Below are 21,540 nucleotides of genomic sequence, written 5' to 3' on the forward strand. Positions count from 1 at the left end.
TGTGCATGGCTGTAAATGAAAATCTACGTACACCAATAGTTTCTGTAATGGGACATGTCGATCATGGAAAAACGACTTTACTTGATATGATCAGGGGAAGTGCCGTTGCCGAAGGAGAAGCAGGTGCTATTACTCAGCATATAGGTGCGACTGAGGTTCCGATTGAGAACATTGTTACTAAATGTGGGGATCCATCCCTTAAAGACAGGTTTATTGTCCCGGGACTTTTATTCATTGATACCCCTGGACATCATGCATTCACTTCTCTGAGAAGCAGAGGAGGCGCACTTGCAGACCTTGCTATTGTGATCGTTGACATCAATGAAGGATTTATGCCTCAGACGATTGAAAGCCTTCACATACTTAAGAGGTTCAAGACTCCTTTTGTAGTTGTTGCAAACAAGATAGATAGGATACACGGCTGGAACCCAAATAAGAATTCATCTTTCCTTGCTTCGTATAACAAGCAGAGCGAACGTGTGAAGACCGATCTTGACAACAAATTCTACGATATTGTCGGTGAGCTTTACAATTTAGGATTCAATTCTGAAAGATTCGACAGGGTCGGCGATTTCCAGCGTAATATCGGAGTTATTCCGATCAGTGCGGTTACTGGTGAAGGTATTTCCGATGTGCTCATGATTCTTCTCGGACTTGCCCAGAAATTCCTTGAGGGAAGCTTGCATTATACTGCAAAAAGCCCGGGAATCGGGACAGTTCTTGAAGTAAAAGAAGAGAAAGGTCTGGGAACAACTATTGATACTATTCTTTATGATGGGACCATCAAAAAAGGTGACATTATAGTTGTGGGGAGCCTTGGCGATCCAATCCAGACAAAGATCAGGGCATTGCTGAAACCACGTCCGCTTTCTGAGATCAAGGCTGAAGAAAAATTCCAGCAGGTAGCTGAAGTCACAGCTGCAGTTGGTGTGAAGATATCAGCCCCGAATCTTGAAGGTGCACTTGCAGGAGCTCCTGTAAGGGTTGTAAGCCCGGAGACCATCGACGCTATTACTGCAGAAGTAAAAAGCGAGATCGCAGATGTCCAGATAGATACTGATTCTGTTGGTGTCACGATTAAAGCTGATACAATAGGTTCTCTTGAAGCTCTTGTAAATGAGCTCAGGAAAGAAGAGATACCTATAAGAAAAGCACATGTCGGTGATGTCAGCAACAGGGATATTGTGGAAGTTTCAGCAATTGAAGATCCATTCTATTCGGTCATTATCGGATTCAACGTGAAGGTTCTTCCTGATGCAAAAGAGAAGCTTCAGACCACTTCAGAAGTAACACTTTTCAGGAACGATGTGATATATCGCCTGATAGATGATTACAAGGACTGGGCCAAGAAGCAGAAGGAACTTGCGGAGAAAGAGATATCCGATACCATCATCAAACCCGGACGATTCAGAATAATGCCTGATTGTATATTCCGCCAGAGTAAACCGGCTGTGGTAGGCGTGAAGATCGTCAGCGGAGTTGTGAAGACTAACGTTGATGTTGTAAACACAGATGGTGAAGTCGTTGGTAAGGTAAAAGGTCTTCAGCTAAGGGGAGAGAACATCTCCGAGGCAAAGATTGGCATGGAAGTTGCAATGGCTCTTGAAGGACCAACCGTTGGAAGGCAAATAAAGGAAGAGGATACACTCTTTGTGAATGTCCCAGAAAGACACGCAAAGAGGATTGAACATGAAATTTACGACTCAATGACGGCAGATGAATTAGAGGCACTTGATGCATTTCTTGCAATCAAAAGAAGGGATAATCCTTTCTGGGCAAAATAATTCGAATGCATATTCATAAAGGCATATCATAACAACAGGAACAATAAAACTAATAAGGAGGAAAAAGTATGGCAGATTTTAAAGTAGTGGTAGCAGATCCTAAGACAAAATCATATCAATTTGATGTCACAGGCGCTGAAGCCAACAAGTTAATTGGAAAATCTATCGGAGAATCCGTAGATGGAGCGATCGCTGGTTTACCAGGATACACACTGAAGATAACTGGAGGAAGTGACAAGAGCGGAATGGTCATGAGACCGGACCTTCCTGGACCAAGGAGGCAGAGATTGCTTGTTGCAAATGGGGCAGGCTATTCCCCTGTTGCAAAAGGAGTACGCCGCAGAAAGATGATGCGCGGAAAAGAAATCGCTCCTGACATAATCCAGATCAACACAGTTGTTGTAGGATATGGTGACAAGACTATAGAGAAGATCCTTGGCGGCGACGAAGAGCCAGCTGGGGAAGTTGAAGCAGCAGAAGAGTGAGTTTCTCACTCTCTTGCTTTTTTACTTATTTTTTCATCCCTTTATATCGGGCTGTTCCGAATCCTACATCGATTATTTTGTTTTCTGATAGCAATTTTGAAAGGAATTTATTTGCTCCTTCTGTGCTTAAACCTGTCATTTCAGCCACATCGGATGCATCGAAGGCTTCATCATTTACTATCAGAGATTCAATATCAGTTTCAAGAGCAGTGTATGTTTCCAGATTATGCCAGACTTTTAGTCTGTCAGCGTTCTTCACATTGCTGTTGAAAAGTATCTCATTAGTTTCCAGATTGCAGAGATATAGTGTCATACGTGGATGCATATAATTTTGTACCCATTCCTTAATATCAGGATTCCATCCCAAGTTCAAAATACACAGGCTCTTATACTGCCCGGCTGGAACTGCGTTTGCTTCTCTTTGTACAAACTGTATAATAGTTCTCAGATCCTCAAATGGATGCCAGTATGTTTCAAATGTCAGAAGAGGCTTCAAGACAGTATCCATTATGTTTCCGAAAATCAATTTATCAGATATATTTACCTTCCATTTCCTTTTCCCTATATATTCCCCGTTGAATGATACTTCTGGTTGGTATGAGGAATATTTGTGTTCCAGTATGTTCATGTAGTTATAAAGTTTTGAAAGCACATCCGTTTCAATATCTTCATTTCCGTTTTTCTCATTATCATTTGCCGGATTTGTTCCAGAACTCATAGATGGAACCATTATTAATCTGGACTTATTCAGGGAATCTGATAATTCACCTGTCTGCCTTTTTCCGGTCGAAGTTATCTTTTGTGACTCTTCTTTGACTGAACGCTGTTTTTCGTCGGACATCACTCTCTCTGCACTTTTTGATTCCATTTGTTTTAATTTGAATTCCTTAAGAATATCCCTGTCAACAATAATGCGATCATTGAACGCTTTTTTTAAATTTTCAATAAGGCTTTCCAGCAGAAAAACATCAATCGATTCTGTCGAACTTATCAGTGAAGAGAATGTATCTTTCATCTGTATAGATTCATTCAGCAAATTATCCTCTGTTCTGTAGAGTTCCTCCAACGAACCCTTTTTTCCGGAGAAACTGTCAAGTTGTTTATTCTTAATATCTGCAAGAAGCTGGGATACATTTGTCCTTATATTGCGAAACTGGAAATTAAGATCTGCTTCCTTTTGAGCATAAGTTCGCTGAATAAGTTTTTCAACAGAGCTATAAACATCGTTCAGGTTCTTGATCATAATTTGCCGATTACTCTGTTCCAGCTCCCTGGGGTCTTTTAGCACTTCCATCTTAATCTCTTCCGGATCATTTATGAGCGTATTCAACTTTATTTGAAATATAAGCAGTTATAACTATCAATTAGATGTTTTATGATTTAACAATTAGCAAAATATATTGTATGTTCATGCAACTTCATGTGTTCCAAGATCAATCGGTTCTTGCTGACAAAGAACTTCATTCACTTCAAAAGAGAAATTGAGATTTCCAAGATACATCTTTCCAGAATTTACAGGTTTTATTGCAAGGGATGTATATCCGGATGAATGGGGTTGTATTTCAGGGATGCAGGCACCAGTGTTATGGCATTCTATAAAAGAAGAAAAGCAACTGTTAAAACAAACGTTATTGATGACTTCATCTGATTTGTTATCTACATAAATGCCTATGGCATTACCAACTTCGCTGTACAGTGCATCAGGGATATTGAGTTTAACATTTACTTTAGGAAGTTGTATATAATACTCTCCAAAAACAACAGGCCCAATCTTACAATTGTTGTTGCCGAGAGTAAATAATATATCAAAATACCCCATGTCTATTGTGCCTGTTACTTTTGGTATTACCTGATATGTAACATGATAAGATGATCCTGGCGGCATAGTTTTTGTATCTGAAAATGCTGTATCATATTTCACTCCTTTTGCGAAAGAAGATTTCAAATGCAGGTTGGCCAGGTCAGCATTTAATCTATTTTCCATTTTAATAGATATTGTAGAACTTTGCCCGAATCGTAGTGGTTCAAGAAGCTCAACATTTAATCCCATATATGAGTGAGAAACGTCAATATTCCCAAAAAAGATTGGGGGCTTTTGATGTTTATTTTCGTTAACCTCAAAGTACAGGTCACAATAGCCCATGGACACAGTTCCTGATGACAGGGGAACGAAAGAAAAAGACGAAGGTACTGACGACATTGGTTCAAGATCGCCCAGATTTAAAACAGGTTTATCGCATCGAATAGTTGCAGGGAATACTGCTCTTACCCAGATGTTCTCTACCGGTTTATCGGTGGGATTGTTTACCCTGAAGTAAAGCATATTGGTGAATCCAATTTCAGCAGGTTCGCTAAATTTGTATTCTATATTTACAGAATCAACGGCCTGCATCTCTTGCACCTGTCTTCTTTCAATACCGACCTTCTTTTCATATATCCAGAAGATATAGATAATGGCATAAAGGAGAAAAATGTATATTGGTGCACTGGCAGCATATACCAGGTCAAATTTCTTATTAATGGATAGAATAAGGGATACAATCAAATATGTGGAAAGTACGACCCACAAGAATGCGTATATCTGGAAAAAAAGCCCACTTCTACCTCCTGCTTTATTATGAAGGGCATGGGAAAGTGATTTAGCAATATCTTCAAGGGGTCCAAGGTTCATCTAAATCGCCTATCCATAAATAACTAATTAGTTTATGGAGTTTTGATTATAAATATATTATTGCTTATATCCCTTCTATATTGCCTTTGTGCCGTATTCAATGCAAAAATCAGCACCCTTATCCAATGCAAATAATCACTTTTGAAGCAGTTCTGCAAAGACTTCTTCCTCACCTGTCTTCTGGATGGCGGATCTGGCTTCTATGTACCAGCTAACTATGGATGGCTTACGTTTCTGTAAAACAGTTTCGAAATCCTCCAGTCGTATTTTTCGTGCTTCTCCGCCTCTTAAAGCTTCACCAAGTGGAATATCTGCAGCTTCCTTGCATATGGCTGCAAGGTCTGCACCGGAATAAGAATTCGTGATGGAAGCAAGGTGCTTTATATCAACATCATTATCAAGCGGACGCTTTTTAAGATGTATCCTTAGGATGGCTTCCCTTGCATCGAGGTCAGGTTCAGGAACAAAGACGAGTTTGCTAAAACGCCCCGGACGTCTCAGTGCAGGATCAATTGCCCATGGTTCGTTTGTGGCTGCAAGCACAAGTAGGTTATCAGATGCAGTATCCACACCATCCATCTGTGCCAGCAACTCATTTACCACTCTCTTTGCATAGTCTTCGCTTTCACTGCGCCTTGATGCAATAGAATCTATTTCGTCAAAGAATATAATCGATCTATCTCCCTGACGAGCTATATCAAAGACCTGCTTGACATTCTTTTCTGAAGCACCAACCCATTTGCTGACAATACTGCTGGTTTTGACGCTAATGAACTCCGCTCCGCATTCCTTTGCAGCTGCCTTTGCCATCATGGTCTTACCACATCCGGGGGGGCCATAGAGTAAAATGCCTTCTCCAGCTTTCTGCCCATACATCTGGTAGAGTTCTTTGTGCGTGAAAGGATAGATGATGGCTTTGCGTATCTCTTCTTTTACCTGCTCAAGACCACCAATATCTGAAAAACCTGTTTTAGGTATCTCTTTGAGAAATACATCATCTTTTGAAAGGGATGAATCGTCATTATTTGTGGAATCTCTCTTGATTTGCGTATTTCCGTCAGAAGACAAAACAGCTGGACTTTTTTTCAATGCCTGTGCCCTGGCAAAAAGATGCTCAGCAAGATCTCGCTGTGTATTGCGGTCAATGCCCTCAGTGGAATTCATGGAGGCATCATTGTAGAGCTTGGCAGCTTTCAGGTATAGTTCACGAGCCCTTTCTGGTTGTCCTCTGTCTTCCAGGTCTTTTGCAGCTTTTGCATATCCGCGAGCCTGGGCAGCAAAAGTTATGGCTGAGTTCAAATACGCACCCCTTGATTATGAGTCTATTATAATCCAGAAAAAAGATACCGGTTTATTCGGTATCTGCCATTTCTGATTCTATCTTTTTGGAAAGTTCATCCTTTTCAGGAGTCTCACTTGATAGTTCAGCAAGGAGTTCTGATCTCAGCGAATCCTGCATTTCAGAGAGTTCATTACCGCCACTCATTGCAGCATCCATGGATGATGTCATCATGTTTGTTGCAGTGTTTACTTTCTCCATGGAGGTTCGTATATTTGTTACAGCACTCTCAAGTTTATTAGTGTCAAAACCAAGTTGTTTCTGCCATTTCCCCAGATCCTCGCCAATCTCAACAACTTCCTTGAGTCCGGTTTGCATCTCAATTACGTCGTTCATGGACTGAGCCATCTCTACCATGCTGCTGATGGTGTTTACCTGTCCTTCAACAAGAGAATATCTGCGTGATGCAACTCTGAACTCCCTGTCATTTCCCTTTGCAAGAGCTTCCTTTGCCTGCTCACGGGATTTTTGTTGCTTTCTCATGAGTTCTTTTTCACGTGTTGTCAGCCTTTGCTCTGAAATACTCAGTTTTGTTTTCAGTTCTTCGGGTGATACTTTCTTAAATGGATTTTTTAATGCCATCACAATTCCTCTTCCATTTTTTTCTGTTTTGCATATCTTATACACAGTTTCATAGCTTCAGATCTATTGATTGCTATTCCCATTTCTACTAGTGTATCCAGATATACTTTACTATCTTCTGAGATTCTTGCACTTACCGGGTAAGAATTTGCCATTGTTATTCCAACTTGACACTGTTTTGTATGCTTATGTATACAATGGAAAACAATATATATAATATTTCCTCAATACATAAATAGGAATACAAGTCAAGCTTATAGAAGAAAAGGTGTTACAATCATGGTGTTCAAATGGAAAAAAGAAGCAGATGACATTGCAAGGGTGGTCCCGAAAAAGGATGTTAAAGGTTTTTTCAGTAAAGCGGTGATTCTTTCTCCGAATGAAAAGGCAGCCATGGTAAAGAATGGAGTTGTTGATGAAATAGTAGAAAGTGGGAAATTATATGTAGGCGGTCTCTTAAAACCCGGTAACATCGGAAAGGATGTGGATGTAGCCCTGATGGATACTTCTCCTAAGGATCTGCAATGGTCACAAGCCGAATTGTGGACTCACGATAACCAGAAAGTAGCCTGTAACGGTCTGCTCCGATTCAGAATACAGGATACAAAGCGCTTTTTCCAGATGCTCTATGCCTACACAACACCTGATAATAAGGGAACCAGAGCACTTTCAATACAGGACGTATACAAACGTCTTGAAAGTGAAGTGCTGACCCTTGTTCTTGAACCAGAGGTGAGGCAGGAAGACATAGAGAAACTCTATGGGAACAGGGACCTTCGTCTGAACATTGAGAATGAACTTGAAATGCGCCTCAGGTCTACTTTATCCATGTGGGGACTGGAAATGCTGAAATATACAGTCCAGTGGGAGCTAGGTTCCTATGGAAAAGTAATGCAGGCGACCAACGATTTCCAGACAAGGGAAGAACTTGCAGAACTTGATACGCTTGCAGTTGAAGGCGATCTTGAGCGCAGGGGCAGGGAAGATGTGGCAGGTCTGCGTGCTGACCATGCGACCGTTGCAACAGAGAAGGAGTTCCATCGTGACCAGAAGCTAAAGGATGTAAGGTCCGATCTTGAAGCAGAAAGGCTGCAATATGAAGCTGATATGCAGGAAGCCAGGGAAGCTATCGGCCTTAAGGAAGAATTAAAAATTGCAAAAGCCCGGGGTATGCGTGCAGAGCTTGAAGTCGAACAGGACATGAAAGACCGCGACCATGGTAGGGATATGGAATACCTGAAACATATAACCGAGGCAGGTGGGAAGGATGTTGCAAAGACTGTGAGTGAAGGACGTGAATACGGACGTATGTCGCCGGAACAGCTTGAAGCTCTGGCTAAGGTCAAGCAGAGTGAAGCTATTGCAAAAGAGGACAAGGTCAGTTTCATGATGGAAGTTGAGGACCGGGAGCGTGCAGATTCATATCGCAGGCAGGAACTTGACGCTTCCATGATGGGGGCAGCACAGGGTAAGAAATCACCAACTGTACGAAAGTGTCCCGGGTGCGGTTCAACAATTCCTTCAGAAGCAAGTTTTTGTAGCCAGTGCGGTAAAAAAGTTACAGATATTTGATTCAAAATACCTGAACGTACTTCGAAACACGATCTAAGCGAAGATAAAATAATATCAGGATAAAGACATTATTGCAAGGTAAGGGTGGAATTTTGGCACAAAAAACTCTCAGGCTCCTGTTCATACTGGTTCTGGCATGCAGCATCTTTAGTTTGAACACAGCTTTAGCTCCAACGTCCGGTTACTATGATATTAGCCTTGTTGAAGGTGAAATTGCAGAGGTGCAGGATGGTTATTATCTAAATGTACTGGATATTGACACGTATGATGAAACGGTAAGATTTGCAGTTTCATATTACGATACCATTCTCATGGACCAGTATTATGCCAGAGGGGATTATTTCTATTATCAGGACAGCTACCTTACTCTTGAATTCAAAATTGATGATGTATATTACGACTCCTTCTATGATTATGATTACGTGGTCCTTTCAGATATTTACATCTATCCTGATTATACTGTTACTTACGATGAAACAGAAGAAAGGACTCGTGAGACTGATTACTACACAGGTTATGATTACCCGGACAGTTCAAGCACTTCCGTAGAAGATGCATTTTATGAAATGGTCGGAACTCTTGTTGTACTCATGGTAGCAGTTCTGATACTGCGCAAAATGTCTAAGAAAGGGAAAGAGAAGAAAGCCCTGAAAAAGCAAAAAAAGGAAGCTGCATTATCACCAATGCCTGTAAGTGAAAAGGCTTCAAGTACAGTTGGAGCTGCCGGGGCTGGAGTTATAGCAGATGCTGCTTCAAAGCGTGATTCTGTCGTGATCAAGTCGGCTGTCCAGTACAAAGGCGCAAATATTCTTTATAAGATCAAGGTCGAAAACACTTCTGATGAACCAATGGGCGATATCAAAATAAGTCTCTTTGTTCCTGATGTATTCCTCATTAAAGAAAATCAGAAGACAATTTCCATGTTGCAGCCCGGGGAAGGGAAAACTGCGACATTCTTTATCAGGCCAACGGGTGAATGTGGTAATTGTATACTGGCAGGAAATATCCGTTACTATGATTACAGCCAGAAGAAGCATGTTCAGGTAGATCTCAGCAACAAAATGGTGGATATAGTCTGTCCTGTACTCAGGGTCAAAGAGATCGATGAAACTGCCTGGAGGCTGAACATCAGCTCGATGATGATTGCAGAAGAGGATACTAAAGACTTGGAGATTCCGGCAGAGAATCTCTTTGACATGGCAACACGCATCCTGAAGGATATGAACATGTATATGATAACACCCGAAGTGACATCTACACAACAACTGTTCACGGGTGTTGCAAGGTTCTATGCAGAAGGTGTGGCTGGTCTGAAATATGCCGCATATGTTGAAGTGGTGGGTAAACGCAAATCCCGTCTGATTGTGAAAGCCTGGGCTGAAAAGGAAGAAGCTCTTACAGGTTTTTACCATAAGATCCTTGAAGAGATCGAAAAAAGGACGGATATCAAGCTCTTCGTTGATGATTCTGTCACCCATTACAACATAAGCAATACCACCACAATACAGGATAGTGTGATACAGCGTTCGAATATCGGTGGCGATAAAAGAAAGTGTCCTCGATGTGGAAGGGGAGTAGAAGCTAGTGAGAAGTTCTGTACCAATTGCGGGCAGAAGCTTGATCAGTAATAATTTCAAAGAAACATCCTCTCAAATCAGAAAAGATTCTTTTATCTGATTTAATCTTCTTTTTTAGACATTCAATAGAAAACTATATATTTAATAATGCGGAAGTATCATTCCGTATGTGCTGAAAGACGGCATATGACTTTTTACAATCACAATAGGAGGTTACCAGATGAGACTGGAATTTATGGAGAAAAAGTCGAGATTTGATGAATTTGAACAGGAATACCGGGACTCAAAGGCATACCTTCGCAGATCAAGGCAGTTCCAGGCCGAAGGGCAGGACCACAATGTGGTTTTCAACGTTGCTTCACTTGCACTTGAACGTTATCTTGTTGCTTTGTGCTATCTATATGATATGGAACCGTATAATCACAATTACACCTGCTTGATGGACACAGTAGAAATGTTCATGGATGTACCGGAAGAATTGAATAAGGAAATCAGGTCCCTGGATGAGATATTCGGTATTTGTTCCATTGACGATTATTATCATGGTGAGCCTGAGCTATCCGATGCAAATAGGATTCTATCAATGTGCGATGCAGTTGAGGGATTGTTTGACCAGGAAAAGATTTCATCGATTAGAAAGTCTTTAAAGATAATGGAATCTGAGTTGTAACACTAGAGGATATCAATATGCTGTAGAATATTCTCAACAATTATTTTTTTGAAACTACGGATTTGTTTTTGGATATTATTTTGTTTAGTTAACACTATATTTCCTTACTCCTTAACTTAACAGTATCCTGTAATAGAAACTCTTTTATACCAGATATACCAAGGAAGTATCGTTATGTATTGTCGAACATAACACTCCAAAATTGCTACTTCGAATGATGTTATGTCCGAAAGGGCATAACATACATTCTGATATACCATGTACCTGTGATTATCACGCCTCCGGAGAATCCTGCAAACATCAGCTCTCTTGATGACCTTACAAACGATGGTGTCAGTGTAGTATTTGGTGATTCCGAGGCAGCAGCTATCGGTGTTCTTTGTCAGAAAATGCTGACGAACAAGGGTATCTATGAGCATGTTGAGGAAAATGTAGTTGCTAAAGGTGCAACCGTCAACGAACTTGTCACCTACGTCTCACTAGGTCAGGCTGATGCATCAACAGTATGGGAAGACCTTGTCAGGGACAATGAAGATGTCAATATGATAGAGATACCTGAAGGTGATAACATCATCAAGATAGTACCTATTGCCACTCTCAAGTCATCAGAAAATCCTGAACTTGCAGATGAATTTGTACAATTTGTTATTTCTGATGAAGGTAAAGCAGTCTTTGAAGAATATGGGTTCACACTCTATCATGATATCAAAAGATCCTATTGATCCAAGTGCTAGTAATTCATTTTCAGGAGTTCTTAGCGAGGTTATCAGGATGAGATCAACAGTCAAGCTAATGATAGATGCGGGAATTCCTTTCAGGGTTGTACTTACAAAAAGAGCCTATGGTGATATGCAACTTTCAATAGGGTCAAATGTCTGCCTTACTTTTAAAGCATCAGCAACGCATTATTTAGCGATGAAAAATAAGAAAAAAGAGCGAAGTTACGTTTAAAGTAACTTCTTTCCGGCATTAGGTCCGGGGCCACATTCAAAGATATCTGTTATCTTCATTTTGATAAGGAACTTTGCAGGGAAATGCTCACCCCTTGCTTTTACTATCTTACGCATCTCATCAAAGTCCTCTCCACGGTCAATGATCCTGATATTTCCTTTGATCTGGAAGCATCCCTTTATCTCAGGTCCCCAGACATAAAGAGCACCCTTTGGATTTTCCCTGAGATTCTCTATTGTCTTGAGGAAGAAGTTATCCACGATCCAGATCGTCTCTGCGTCTTCCTGAAGGAAGCACATACCGATTGGGATTACGTTTGGAACACCATCTTTTGATGCTGTTGCAAATGGGAATATCTTCATCTTTGCGAATTGTTCTTTCATCTCATCTGTTAATTTAACCATTGATATCACCTCTGCATGTATAAATAAAAGATACAACTTATCTACACATCAATTAAGTTTAAACTTTTTCATCAGTGTGCTTGTTACTGATGGATGGTGGCAGTAGCGAAAAAAAGAATAATTAAAGAAATGAAAAGTAAAATGTGTGATTTATCAGAACAATTTATCAAGGAAGTACTGATGAACCCTTGTATCAAGAGTAAGTTCAGGATGGAATGCCAGTGCCAGTATATTTCCCTGTTCAGCAGCTACGACCATGTCATCGATTCTTGCAAGGACTGTGACATCATTTCCTGATTCCACAATTCCCGGTGCCCTGATAAATACTGCATTGTAAGGTGTGTCAAGGAACGGAAGTTCAAGTTCTATCTCAAAAGAATCACGCTGTCTTCCGAATGCATTCCTGTTGACCTTTGTATCCATAAGGCCAAGTAAGTGCTGGTGCGTTTTTGCCACCTGTTCATCGCCTGCCGTCGCAAGCAAAATAAGACCTGCACAGGTGCCCATTATGGGTTTACCTGCTGTATTCATATCCCTTATCTCATCTGCTATACCTTCACGTATCAGCAGTTTTCCAAGAGTTGTGCTTTCTCCGCCAGGGAGTACAAGTGCATCACATTCAGGAACTATCCCTTTGTGTTTGATTGTGACAAGCTCTGCCTGTTCACCACGCTGTTCAATTGCTCTTTCAAGAGCCTCAACGTGTTCGGAAACATCTCCCTGAATAGCAATAACACCAATTTTCATAAGATCACGTTTTAAGTTAAATGAATTTAAAAAAGAATAGTTGGGATGGGATTACCATCCACGGTTCTGCAAAATATCTTCATCAGGAATGGAGCCAACACTGATACCTTTCATACCTGCGCCAATACCCTTTGATACCTCTGCAAGCACTTTAGGATTATCATAGTTGTTGACAGCCTCAACAATGGCCTTTGCCATCAGTTCTGGATTCTCTGACTTGAAGATTCCGGAGCCAACAAACACACCATCAGCACCCATGCGCATCATAAGAGCTGCATCTGCTGGTGTTGCAACACCGCCTGCTGCAAAGTTAACAACAGGAATACGCTGCATTTCTGCGGTTTCCATTACAAGCTCGATCGGAGCTTCAATATCACGAGCAACTGCAATGAGTTCTTCCTTTGTCATGCCCTTTAACATGCGGATCTCTCCAAGGATCTGCTTCATGTGCTTGACAGCTTCACTGACATCACCAGTTCCAGCTTCGCCCTTTGTGCGTATCATTGCAGCGCCTTCGTTGATTCTGCGAAGTGCTTCACCAAGATTTCTTGCACCACAAACAAATGGTACAGTGAACTCTGTCTTGTCAATGTGGTAGCTGTTGTCAGCAGGTGTGAGTACTTCGGACTCATCCACCATATCAACACCAAGAGCCTCTAGAATTTCAGCCTCTACAAAGTGACCGATACGTGCTTTTCCCATTACAGGAATAGTTACAGCAGCAATTATGTCTGCAACTATCTGAGGATCTGCCATTCTTGCCACTCCTCCTTCTTTTCTGATGTCAGCAGGTACGGCCTGAAGTGCCATAACAGCAACAGCTCCTGCTTCTTCTGCGATCTTTGCCTGTTCTGGGTTTACGACGTCCATAATTACGCCACCTTTTTGCATCTTTGCAAAGCCGCGCTTTATAAGCTCAGTACCGTGTCTTAATTTCTCAAGTTCCATAATATCATCCTGAATTAGTTATGTGAATTTTAATGCTTAGCTACTCAGACTACTTAATATAGTTAATGCTTAAAAGCATTTACATCTAGTCTTCTTCAGCTTTTAATCTCGCCACACCAACAACCTTGTCGCTGGCACGAACATCCATTATTTTTACTCCCTGCGTGTTCCTTCCCTGAACGCGAACATCCTTCACCGGAATGCGAATGATGATACCTTCTGAACTGGTGAGGATAATGTCGTCATCTTCATGGACTGATTTGACATTGATGACAGGTCCGTTACGCAGGCTTGTAACGATGGTTATGACACCACGGCCTCCCCTGTGCATTGATCTGTATTCCTCAAACTCCGTCCTCTTACCAAAACCATTCTCGGTCACTGTGAGAAGTGAAGCGGTCTCGTCTACCATATCAAGGCTGACTACCATATCACCGGCTTCCAGGTTCATTCCACGGACACCCCTGGCACTGCGACCCATTACACGTACTTCATCCTCAGGGAATCGTATTGCTTTACCATGTCTTGAGACCATTACCATGTCCCTGAAACCGTCAGTGAGTGCAACATTGACAAGTTCATCATCGTCAGCAAGGCTTATGGCAATTATACCTTTCTTACGTGGGTTACTGAAATCGGAAAGCTGACTTTTCTTGACCGTACCCATGCGTGTAGCCATGAAGAGGAACATATCCTCCTTAAACTCACTAACAGGTATCATGGCCGTTACCAGTTCACCTTCATCAAGTTCAAGCAGGTTAACGATAGCTTTGCCACGGGACTGCCTGCTACCTTCCGGTATCTCATACACCTTTCGCCAGTGTACACGGCCCCTATTGGTGAAGAACATTATATAATCATGCGTAGAGGCAACAAAGATGTCCACCACGAAATCCTCTTCCTTGGTATCCATGCCTATTACGCCTTTTCCGCCTCTGTGCTGCTGGGAATACGTATCAACAGGAAGCCTTTTGATGTATCCGCTGTTGGTGATTGTCACTACCATATCCTCTTCAGGAATAAGGTCCTCATTCTCCAGTTCCTCAACAGAGGATTTGATGGCAGTTCTTCGCTGGTCACCGAAGCGTTCTTTCAGGTCTTCCAGTTCCTCCCTGATAATGCCATATTTCTTTTCTTCGCTTTCAATGATCTCTTTCAATTCAGCAATACGCTTGACAAGTTCATCGTACTCATCATCGATCTTCTGCCTTTCAAGACCAGTGAGCTTTTGCAGGCGCATATCAAGAATGGCCTTTGCCTGTAGTTCATCAAGCCCGAATTCTGAAATGAGTCCTTCTCTTGCATCTTCCACAGTTTTGGAAGAGCGTATGAGTGATATGACCGCATCAAGGTGATCAAGGGCGATCTTCAGACCTTTTAATATATGGGCCCTATCTTCTGCCTTTTTAAGCAGGAACAGGGTACGTCTCTGTATAACATCGACACGGTGTTCCAGGTATATTCTCAGTATTTGTTTCAGGTTCAGTTCCCGTGGTACATCATCAACAAGTGCAAGATTGATTATACCAAAGGTTGTCTGCATCTGGGTGTGTTTGTAGAGCTGGTTCAGTACTACATTTGCATTGGTACCACGGCTCAGTTCCACAACAACACGTATTCCTTCACGGTCGGATTCATCACGAAGGTCTGTTACACCGGTGACTCTCTTTTCCCTGACAAGGGTGGCTATATCCTCAATGAGTTTTGCCTTGTTGACCTGATAAGGGAGTTCTGTGACAATTATACGGTACTTGTCCTTTTTCATCTCCTCTATTTCGGCAACAGCTCTGATCAGTACTTTCCCACGACCTGTTTCATAAGCTGATCTTATTCCCTGGGAACCAAGTATGACACCACCGGTAGGAAAATCAGGTCCTTTGATCACGGTCATCATTTGGGAAATTGTCACATCGGAATTATCAATGAGCATTAAAGTTGCATTGATCACTTCAGTAAGATTGTGAGGTGCCATATTGGTGGCCATACCCACAGCAATACCAGTGGAACCATTGATAAGAAGATTTGGAAGTTTCGCCGGAAGAACAGTCGGCTCCTGAAGGGAACCATCATAGTTTGGACGTGTGGAAACAGTCTCCTTATCGATATCTAAAAGCATCTCATCGCATATCTTGTCCATGCGAACTTCAGTGTAACGCATGGCAGCAGCGGAGTCACCATCAATAGAACCGAAGTTACCCTGTCCGTCTATGAATGGATACCTCAGTGAGAATTCCTGGACCATCCTGACAAGGGAATCATAAACCGCAGTATCACCATGTGGGTGGTACTTACCAAGAACGTCTCCCACTACACGGGCTGACTTCTTGTAGGCTTTGTCGTAGGTGATGCCTGCCTCTTTCATGGCATAGAGTATCCTGCGGTGAACCGGCTTCAGACCGTCCCTTGCATCAGGTAATGCACGACTCACGATTACACTCATCGCATAGTCCATGAATGACTTCTTCATCTCATCTTCAATGAGAATAGGGAGTATCTTTTCACCTGTTTCCGTAGGCTGGATGTCAAAAGGAACCTCATCTTCGGATGTGTTTGATGAATCGTTATCCTGAATATTTTCATTATCAATATTATCTGCCATTTTTCTTCACCTCATACATCCAGGTTAGCGACATCTTTTGCATGTGTCGTGATAAAATGCTTACGTGGGGCCACATCATCTCCCATCAGGACTGTGAATATCTCATCTGCAGCAACCGCATCTTCCATTGTGACCTGCAGTAGTGTCCTTGTCTCAGGGTTCATTGTTGTTTCCCATAGCTGTTCAGGGTTCATTTCTCCAAGACCCTTGTATCGCTGGAGAGTTACGTTCTTGTCACCAATCTCTTCCAGCTTTGCAGCAAGTTCGCGGTCAGAGTAGACATAATAATCTCCCTTGCCTTTCTTCACACGATAGAGCGGAGGCTGTGCTATATACACATAACCGGCATCTATCATGGGTTTCATGTACCTGAAGAATAGTGTAAGTATAAGTGTCCTGATGTGTGCTCCATCAACATCCGCATCAGTCATAATGATAACTTTGTGGTAACGTGCCTTCTCAATATCATATTCGTCACCAATGCTTGTTCCCATGGCTGTGATAAATGAAATGATCTCATTGTTCTTGAGGATCTTTGTCAGACGGGATTTTTCAACGTTGAGGATCTTACCCCTGAGAGGCAGAATGGCCTGGTATTTTCGGTCCCTTCCCTGTTTAGCTGAACCTCCTGCAGAGTCTCCTTCCACAAGATATAGTTCACTGAGTGATGGGTCCTTCTCTGAACAATCTGCAAGTTTTCCTGGGAGTGTGCCTACTTCAAGTGCGCTCTTTCTTCTTGTGAGTTCCCTTGCTTTCTTTGCAGCTTCCCTTGCGCGTTGTGCATCCAGTGCTTTTTGCAGGATAGCGGTGGCAACCTTGGGGTTTTCTTCCATGAATTCAGAAAGTCCTTCAGAAACCATGGATTCCACAATTCCTTTTACGTCACTATTACCAAGTTTGGTCTTGGTCTGTCCTTCAAATTGTGGTTCTGTCAGTTTGACACTTATAATGGCAGTGAGTCCTTCACGGATATCCTCACCAGAGAGTTTTAGGTCACCCTTGGCAAGATTGTTCTTTTTGATATAATCGTTAGCAACCCTGGTAAGTGCCGCCTTAAAACCTACAAGGTGCGTACCGCCTTCATGAGTATTTATGTTATTGACAAAAGAGTAAACATATTCAGCATAGTTGTCCGTATACTGCATTGATATCTCAACAATGGTATCGTCCTTTGTCCGCTCAAAGTATATGGGGGAATCATGCAGGACAGTCCTGTTGACATTAAGGTGTTTTACGAAAGAGACAATACCGCCTTCGTATTCAAAAACTTCTGCAACAGGTTCCTCAGTTCTATTGTCTGCTATGCTGATCTTTATGCCTCTGTTGAGGAATGCAAGTTCACGAAGTCTTGTAACCAGAGTATCATATGCAAATTTAGTGGTCTCAAATATCTTTGAATCCGGCATGAAAGTAGATTTTGTTCCTGTGCCATCAGCCTCACCTATCTCAAGCACGTCATCCACTGGTGCTCCACGCTGATAACGCTGGTAATATACCTTTCCATCACGCTGAACCTCAACTTCCATCCATTCAGAGAGTGCATTTACAACAGATACACCAACTCCATGAAGACCGCCTGATACTTTATAAGTATCCTTATCAAATTTACCGCCTGCATGGAGAACGGTCATAACGACTTCAAGTGCTGATTTTTTGTACTTGGGGTGGGTTCCTACCGGAATTCCTCTTCCATTATCCTGAACGGTGATAGTTCCGTCATGGTTTATCGCTACGTCTATCTGTGTACAGTATCCGGCCAGAGCCTCATCAATACTGTTGTCAACTACTTCATACACAAGATGGTGAAGGCCCCTGCTATCAATACTTCCGATGTACATGCTCGGTCGTTTGCGAACAGCTTCAAGTCCCTCGAGTACCTGGATATTGCTTGCATCATAAGCCTGTTTTTCACTCATTTAAATACAGCTCCGTGAAAAAATTCATAATCCTCAAATAATAATGTCTAATCTATACATCTCTAAAACGTATACTCAATCGTCCTTCAAAATACAGTCAAAGAAATATTTATTTTGAATCTCTAGGCTCTTATTTTTATCTAATTAGCTTGGCTTTTTATTATGCATTCATGCTTATTAAATGTTTATATAAATTTGTTTAAAAAAGTGTATGAATAAAACTTTAGCAACTCTGATAAGCTAGAAATCCTTCTAATTTGATGCTAAATCATTCCAAAAAACCCTATTATATATAAAATACAACGATAATGCTAAGTTAACTTTTTTCCATTTAAGAATAGCAATTGGATTAAAAAATGAAAGGACAGTTGTGTCCTTTCCACTATCTATTCTTCTATCCTTTCTTACTCTCTTGCTGCGTAGTACATATTTCCAACAGGTATGCAAGTGGCAGCCATATAGGCCAGTGCTCCTATGATGGGTATTTCACCCACAAGAAGCAGGACAAAGATACCAAGTGCCATCTTTGTCCAGGGTTTGGATTCTTTCCCGACTTTCATGAACAAATATTTTCCAAGCCAGAGAGCTGTGAATATCCTTGCGATATAGAGAGCTGCAAATATCAAACCCATGAGTAGCATCCCCAGAGGGATACCTATCAGGGTGACAAATAGCAGGAATACGAGTACAAAGGATGCTACAAATATTCCAAGACCGGTGAGGAAAGCTTTCCCAGGTGCTTCCGGGGTCTTCGAAGCTATATTTTGTATCTGCTTTGGCCAGATTGCCATTCCCAGAAGGCCTATCAGCACAAGTGCAAGATATCCTATGAACCATAAAATTATAGAAAATGAATCATTCTTCTTGTCATCATATTTCTCCTGCAGGAAGTCGGTCTCTTTTCCTACTGTTTCGGCTGGAACATCTGCACTTTCAGGACTTCGGTATTTGAGATTGCCAGTAATGTATGCATCCGGCAGTACCACAAGCTGTCCTGTGGTCAGGTCTACACTTCCACCCACAGTGCCACCAAGTGTGACTTCACCACCAGATCCTGTGATGTTTCCACCTATATCTCCAAGTAAGTTCAACTGGCCTGATGCAGATGTGAAGTCACCACCAACGGCTCCGGTATCGGATATTTTAGTATCACCTGTAAATGAGATAAGGTCATCATGTACATATCCGGTAATTGTTAACGTCCCGGCTGCAGCTCTTACATCATCACCTACGTTACCTGTTATGGTAACATCCCCGGCAGCTACTATAAGGTCCTGTGTGATATTTCCCTGAATGTCCACCATACCACCGGCAACGATCAAATCCCCGTTAATAGTCCCTTTGATAATTATATTGTTACCGGCGATGTAAACATCATCATCTATAACATCGTCTATGACTATTGTATCCCCACTTTCAATGGTGGTAAAAGCTGATGCAGGATAGCTAAGTACAAAGACAACAATAAGCAATTTTAACAAAATACGAAACTGGATTTTCATACTATACTCCCCTTTATTGATTTGCCCCAAACAGCATTGTATCCTATGGAACAAATGCTTAATTAAAAGTTATTGTTCTCAATGAACAAAAAAGAATCTGGCGGTTTTACTGAGGCTTTTAATTATCTCTGGAATAAACACTTATGTACTTTCACCCAAGATTAGTCCTGAACAGGATGAACAGATCAGAACTCCTAAATGAACTCAAAAAAGAGGCCCGATACATCTCCAATGAGGACCTGAGCCTTGCCCGGGCTGCTATCATGGGGGCTGTAGAACACGTTCCGGAACCGTACAAGACGATCTATTCATCTGATTACTTCACTTTCCTTTACGAGAACTTCCTCAGGTTGAAAGGACATAAGGAGATTGGGATCGAAGAAGAACTTGATGCAGAGGAATACGCCTCCCTTCTGGGCAGCATAAAGGATAAAAGCTATCCAGATGACAGAAAAAGAGAGGCTTTAACAAGACTGAGTAGTCTTGTCCTTGCATATCTGGTCTTCATAGTAAAAGAGCCATTGCATCCTGTTGGGATGATCTTTCCGGGTGGCATGAGGATAACTCAGAAAGAACCGCATTATTACTGTCCTGTTAAGGGCAAGCAATCAGAGACCAATATCTCTTTTTGTGAGTTCTGTATCTGTAAGGATAATTCAGAATTAGAATAGGATGCAAAAAATGAAAAAAGGAGGTAGTGCCTGAACCTGAGTTCAGGCTTCGAATGCCAGTGCCTTTGTTGGACATGCAGTTATGCATCTTCCGCACTTGATACAGTCCGGTTTCTTGCTGTTGTTGTGAACTTCAAGCTGCATTGGACAGCTCTTTTCGCACTTGTTACAGTTGATGCACTTTGAATCATCGACCTTCAGCTGGTACTTGCTTCCGCCGATGATATTCTGGACAGTTCCCATTGGGCAGAATGTGCACCATGTACGTGGACTGATGCTTGCTCCTGTGACCAGTGCGATAGTTGTTGTTACAAGGCACATGATTACGAAAACCATGCCTATCTGGTTGATAAGTCCCTGTGTGCTGAGCAGCCTGTAACCCATGAATCCCATCATCAGGAGGAACAATGGGATTCTGATCCAGTAGCTTCTGAGAATTGCAGGGATCTTTTTATTGCGTGTTATTTTGCCAACCCAGAAGTCATTGAAACTTCCTCTGGGACAGAGATTCCCACAGAACCATCTTCCCCTGAAGTAACTTGTGACAAGCAGTGTTGCGAATACAAGCATCAGGAAATATCCAAGCAGCGGGAACCAGAGTCCTGCAATTGATACGATAATGACAAGTATTCCAAGATGTGGAGTAATTTTTAGCACTTTTTCACCCTTTATTAATGATGTTTTAAATTTGATGGATTGAAATCGGTATTAATACGTGAAATTCAATTGATTCACTGGTTTTCATCTGCCCATGACTGGAGTTCGCTGTCAACACGTTTTACCCAGCTGTTAACGATCTCCATGATAAGTTCGTGGATATCCTTCTTGCTGCGTATTTTATAGACAAAGAAATATCCACCACCATCCATGTTGTTCTGGGAGCGAATGAGTATCTTCCTTTCATAGAGTTTCTTTACACTTCTCTGAACCGTTGAAAGGTTAAGCTCCAGCTCTTCGGCTATGCTTTCTGTTGTAAGCCAGTCCTGCCCGTATTGCAGGAAATATTTCAATATCTGGAGTTCGGCTTTTGTAAGGTTCAGACCACATTTGATGACAGCTTCGATTTCAAACTCTTTACAGGCAAAGTCAACCATGTAATACCTCTGTTATCTGACAGTACTG

The 21,540-nt window shown here is 41.8% G+C and carries 21 protein-coding genes; 8 read left to right on the top strand and 13 right to left on the bottom strand.

The window, feature by feature from the left end; all coding sequences use genetic code 11:
* Positions 1 to 5 precede the first annotated feature (5 nt).
* Together infB and RE476_RS02380 are read left to right on the top strand one after the other, a co-directional pair.
* Complete coding sequence (gene infB / locus RE476_RS02375; RefSeq protein WP_309308801.1) at positions 6 to 1,784, top strand: translation initiation factor IF-2; 1,779 nt, start codon at positions 6 to 8, stop codon at positions 1,782 to 1,784.
* 68 nt (positions 1,785 to 1,852) lie between these two features.
* A complete protein-coding gene (locus RE476_RS02380) occupies positions 1,853 to 2,269 on the top strand; it encodes a 30S ribosomal protein S6e (protein ID WP_309308802.1) in 417 nt (138 codons plus the stop codon).
* Positions 2,270 to 2,294: 25 nt separating this feature from the next.
* On the opposite strand, the gene RE476_RS02385 is transcribed toward RE476_RS02380, so the two are convergent.
* The 5 genes from RE476_RS02385 to RE476_RS02405 form a co-directional block, all read right to left on the bottom strand.
* Entirely contained in the window at positions 2,295 to 3,563 is a 1,269-nt protein-coding gene (locus RE476_RS02385) for a hypothetical protein (RefSeq protein WP_309308803.1), read from the bottom strand.
* 114 nt (positions 3,564 to 3,677) lie between these two features.
* Positions 3,678 to 4,661: a hypothetical protein gene (locus RE476_RS02390; protein ID WP_309308804.1), complete on the bottom strand. Its 984-nt coding sequence runs from the start codon at positions 4,659 to 4,661 to the stop codon at positions 3,678 to 3,680.
* Positions 4,662 to 5,075: 414 nt separating this feature from the next.
* Positions 5,076 to 6,239 (bottom strand): ATP-binding protein, encoded by a 1,164-nt coding sequence (locus RE476_RS02395; RefSeq protein WP_309308805.1) that lies wholly within the window; start codon positions 6,237 to 6,239, stop codon positions 5,076 to 5,078.
* Between the two features lie 52 nt (positions 6,240 to 6,291).
* Entirely contained in the window at positions 6,292 to 6,861 is a 570-nt protein-coding gene (locus RE476_RS02400) for a hypothetical protein (protein WP_309308806.1), read from the bottom strand.
* On the bottom strand, positions 6,861 to 7,016 hold the full coding sequence (locus RE476_RS02405; RefSeq protein ID WP_154717830.1) for a hypothetical protein: 156 nt from the start codon (positions 7,014 to 7,016) through the stop codon (positions 6,861 to 6,863). Before RE476_RS02405 ends, RE476_RS02400 begins: the two co-directional genes overlap by 1 nt.
* Before the next feature lie 124 nt (positions 7,017 to 7,140).
* Between RE476_RS02405 and RE476_RS02410 the strand changes: the two genes are divergently transcribed.
* From RE476_RS02410 to RE476_RS02430, 5 genes are all read left to right on the top strand, one after another.
* Positions 7,141 to 8,433 carry an SPFH domain-containing protein gene (locus RE476_RS02410; RefSeq protein ID WP_309308807.1) on the top strand — a complete coding sequence of 431 codons (1,293 nt, stop codon included), beginning with the start codon at positions 7,141 to 7,143 and terminating at the stop codon, positions 8,431 to 8,433.
* Between the two features lie 92 nt (positions 8,434 to 8,525).
* On the top strand, positions 8,526 to 10,061 hold the full coding sequence (locus RE476_RS02415; protein WP_309308808.1) for a zinc ribbon domain-containing protein: 1,536 nt from the start codon (positions 8,526 to 8,528) through the stop codon (positions 10,059 to 10,061).
* Positions 10,062 to 10,230: 169 nt separating this feature from the next.
* Positions 10,231 to 10,680: a hypothetical protein gene (locus RE476_RS02420; protein WP_309308809.1), complete on the top strand. Its 450-nt coding sequence runs from the start codon at positions 10,231 to 10,233 to the stop codon at positions 10,678 to 10,680.
* Between the two features lie 251 nt (positions 10,681 to 10,931).
* Entirely contained in the window at positions 10,932 to 11,402 is a 471-nt protein-coding gene (locus tag RE476_RS02425; protein WP_309309547.1) for a substrate-binding domain-containing protein, read from the top strand.
* Positions 11,380 to 11,631, top strand: a complete 252-nt coding sequence (locus RE476_RS02430; protein ID WP_309308810.1) for a TOBE domain-containing protein — start codon at positions 11,380 to 11,382, stop codon at positions 11,629 to 11,631. The genes RE476_RS02425 and RE476_RS02430 overlap by 23 nt, the downstream gene beginning before the upstream one ends.
* Here RE476_RS02430 and RE476_RS02435 read toward each other — a convergent pair.
* The 6 genes from RE476_RS02435 to RE476_RS02460 all read right to left on the bottom strand — a co-directional run bounded on the left by RE476_RS02435 (position 11,628) and on the right by RE476_RS02460 (position 19,747).
* Positions 11,628 to 12,035, bottom strand: coding sequence for a pyridoxamine 5'-phosphate oxidase family protein (locus RE476_RS02435; RefSeq protein ID WP_309308811.1), 408 nt, complete (start codon positions 12,033 to 12,035; stop codon positions 11,628 to 11,630). The two genes, RE476_RS02430 and RE476_RS02435, sit on opposite strands and share 4 nt — an antisense overlap.
* A 153-nt stretch (positions 12,036 to 12,188) precedes the next feature.
* Positions 12,189 to 12,782: a pyridoxal 5'-phosphate synthase glutaminase subunit PdxT gene (gene pdxT / locus RE476_RS02440; RefSeq protein WP_309308812.1), complete on the bottom strand. Its 594-nt coding sequence runs from the start codon at positions 12,780 to 12,782 to the stop codon at positions 12,189 to 12,191.
* A 51-nt stretch (positions 12,783 to 12,833) separates the two neighbouring features.
* Entirely contained in the window at positions 12,834 to 13,730 is an 897-nt protein-coding gene (pdxS, locus tag RE476_RS02445) for a pyridoxal 5'-phosphate synthase lyase subunit PdxS (protein WP_309308813.1), read from the bottom strand.
* A gap of 85 nt (positions 13,731 to 13,815) precedes the next feature.
* A complete protein-coding gene (gene gyrA, locus RE476_RS02450) occupies positions 13,816 to 16,329 on the bottom strand; it encodes a DNA gyrase subunit A (protein ID WP_309308814.1) in 2,514 nt (837 codons plus the stop codon).
* Positions 16,330 to 16,340: 11 nt separating this feature from the next.
* The gene (gyrB, locus tag RE476_RS02455) at positions 16,341 to 18,245 is read right to left on the bottom strand and encodes a DNA topoisomerase (ATP-hydrolyzing) subunit B (RefSeq protein WP_309308815.1); all 1,905 of its coding nucleotides are present in this window, start codon (positions 18,243 to 18,245) and stop codon (positions 16,341 to 16,343) included.
* A 404-nt stretch (positions 18,246 to 18,649) separates the two neighbouring features.
* A complete protein-coding gene (locus tag RE476_RS02460; protein ID WP_309308816.1) occupies positions 18,650 to 19,747 on the bottom strand; it encodes a bactofilin family protein in 1,098 nt (365 codons plus the stop codon).
* Between the two features lie 176 nt (positions 19,748 to 19,923).
* On the opposite strand from RE476_RS02460, the gene RE476_RS02465 reads away from it, so the two are divergent.
* Entirely contained in the window at positions 19,924 to 20,418 is a 495-nt protein-coding gene (locus RE476_RS02465; protein ID WP_309308817.1) for a DUF2115 domain-containing protein, read from the top strand.
* Positions 20,419 to 20,460: 42 nt separating this feature from the next.
* Here the strand turns inward: RE476_RS02465 and RE476_RS02470 are convergent, their stop codons facing one another.
* Both RE476_RS02470 and RE476_RS02475 read right to left on the bottom strand, forming a co-directional pair.
* Positions 20,461 to 21,075, bottom strand: a complete 615-nt coding sequence (locus RE476_RS02470) for a 4Fe-4S binding protein (RefSeq protein WP_309308818.1) — start codon at positions 21,073 to 21,075, stop codon at positions 20,461 to 20,463.
* Positions 21,076 to 21,149: 74 nt separating this feature from the next.
* Positions 21,150 to 21,512, bottom strand: a complete 363-nt coding sequence (locus tag RE476_RS02475) for an HTH domain-containing protein (RefSeq protein ID WP_309308819.1) — start codon at positions 21,510 to 21,512, stop codon at positions 21,150 to 21,152.
* Positions 21,513 to 21,540 lie beyond the last annotated feature (28 nt).

The sequence above is a fragment of the Methanolobus mangrovi genome, from assembly GCF_031312535.1.
GTDB lineage: Archaea > Halobacteriota > Methanosarcinia > Methanosarcinales > Methanosarcinaceae > Methanolobus > Methanolobus mangrovi.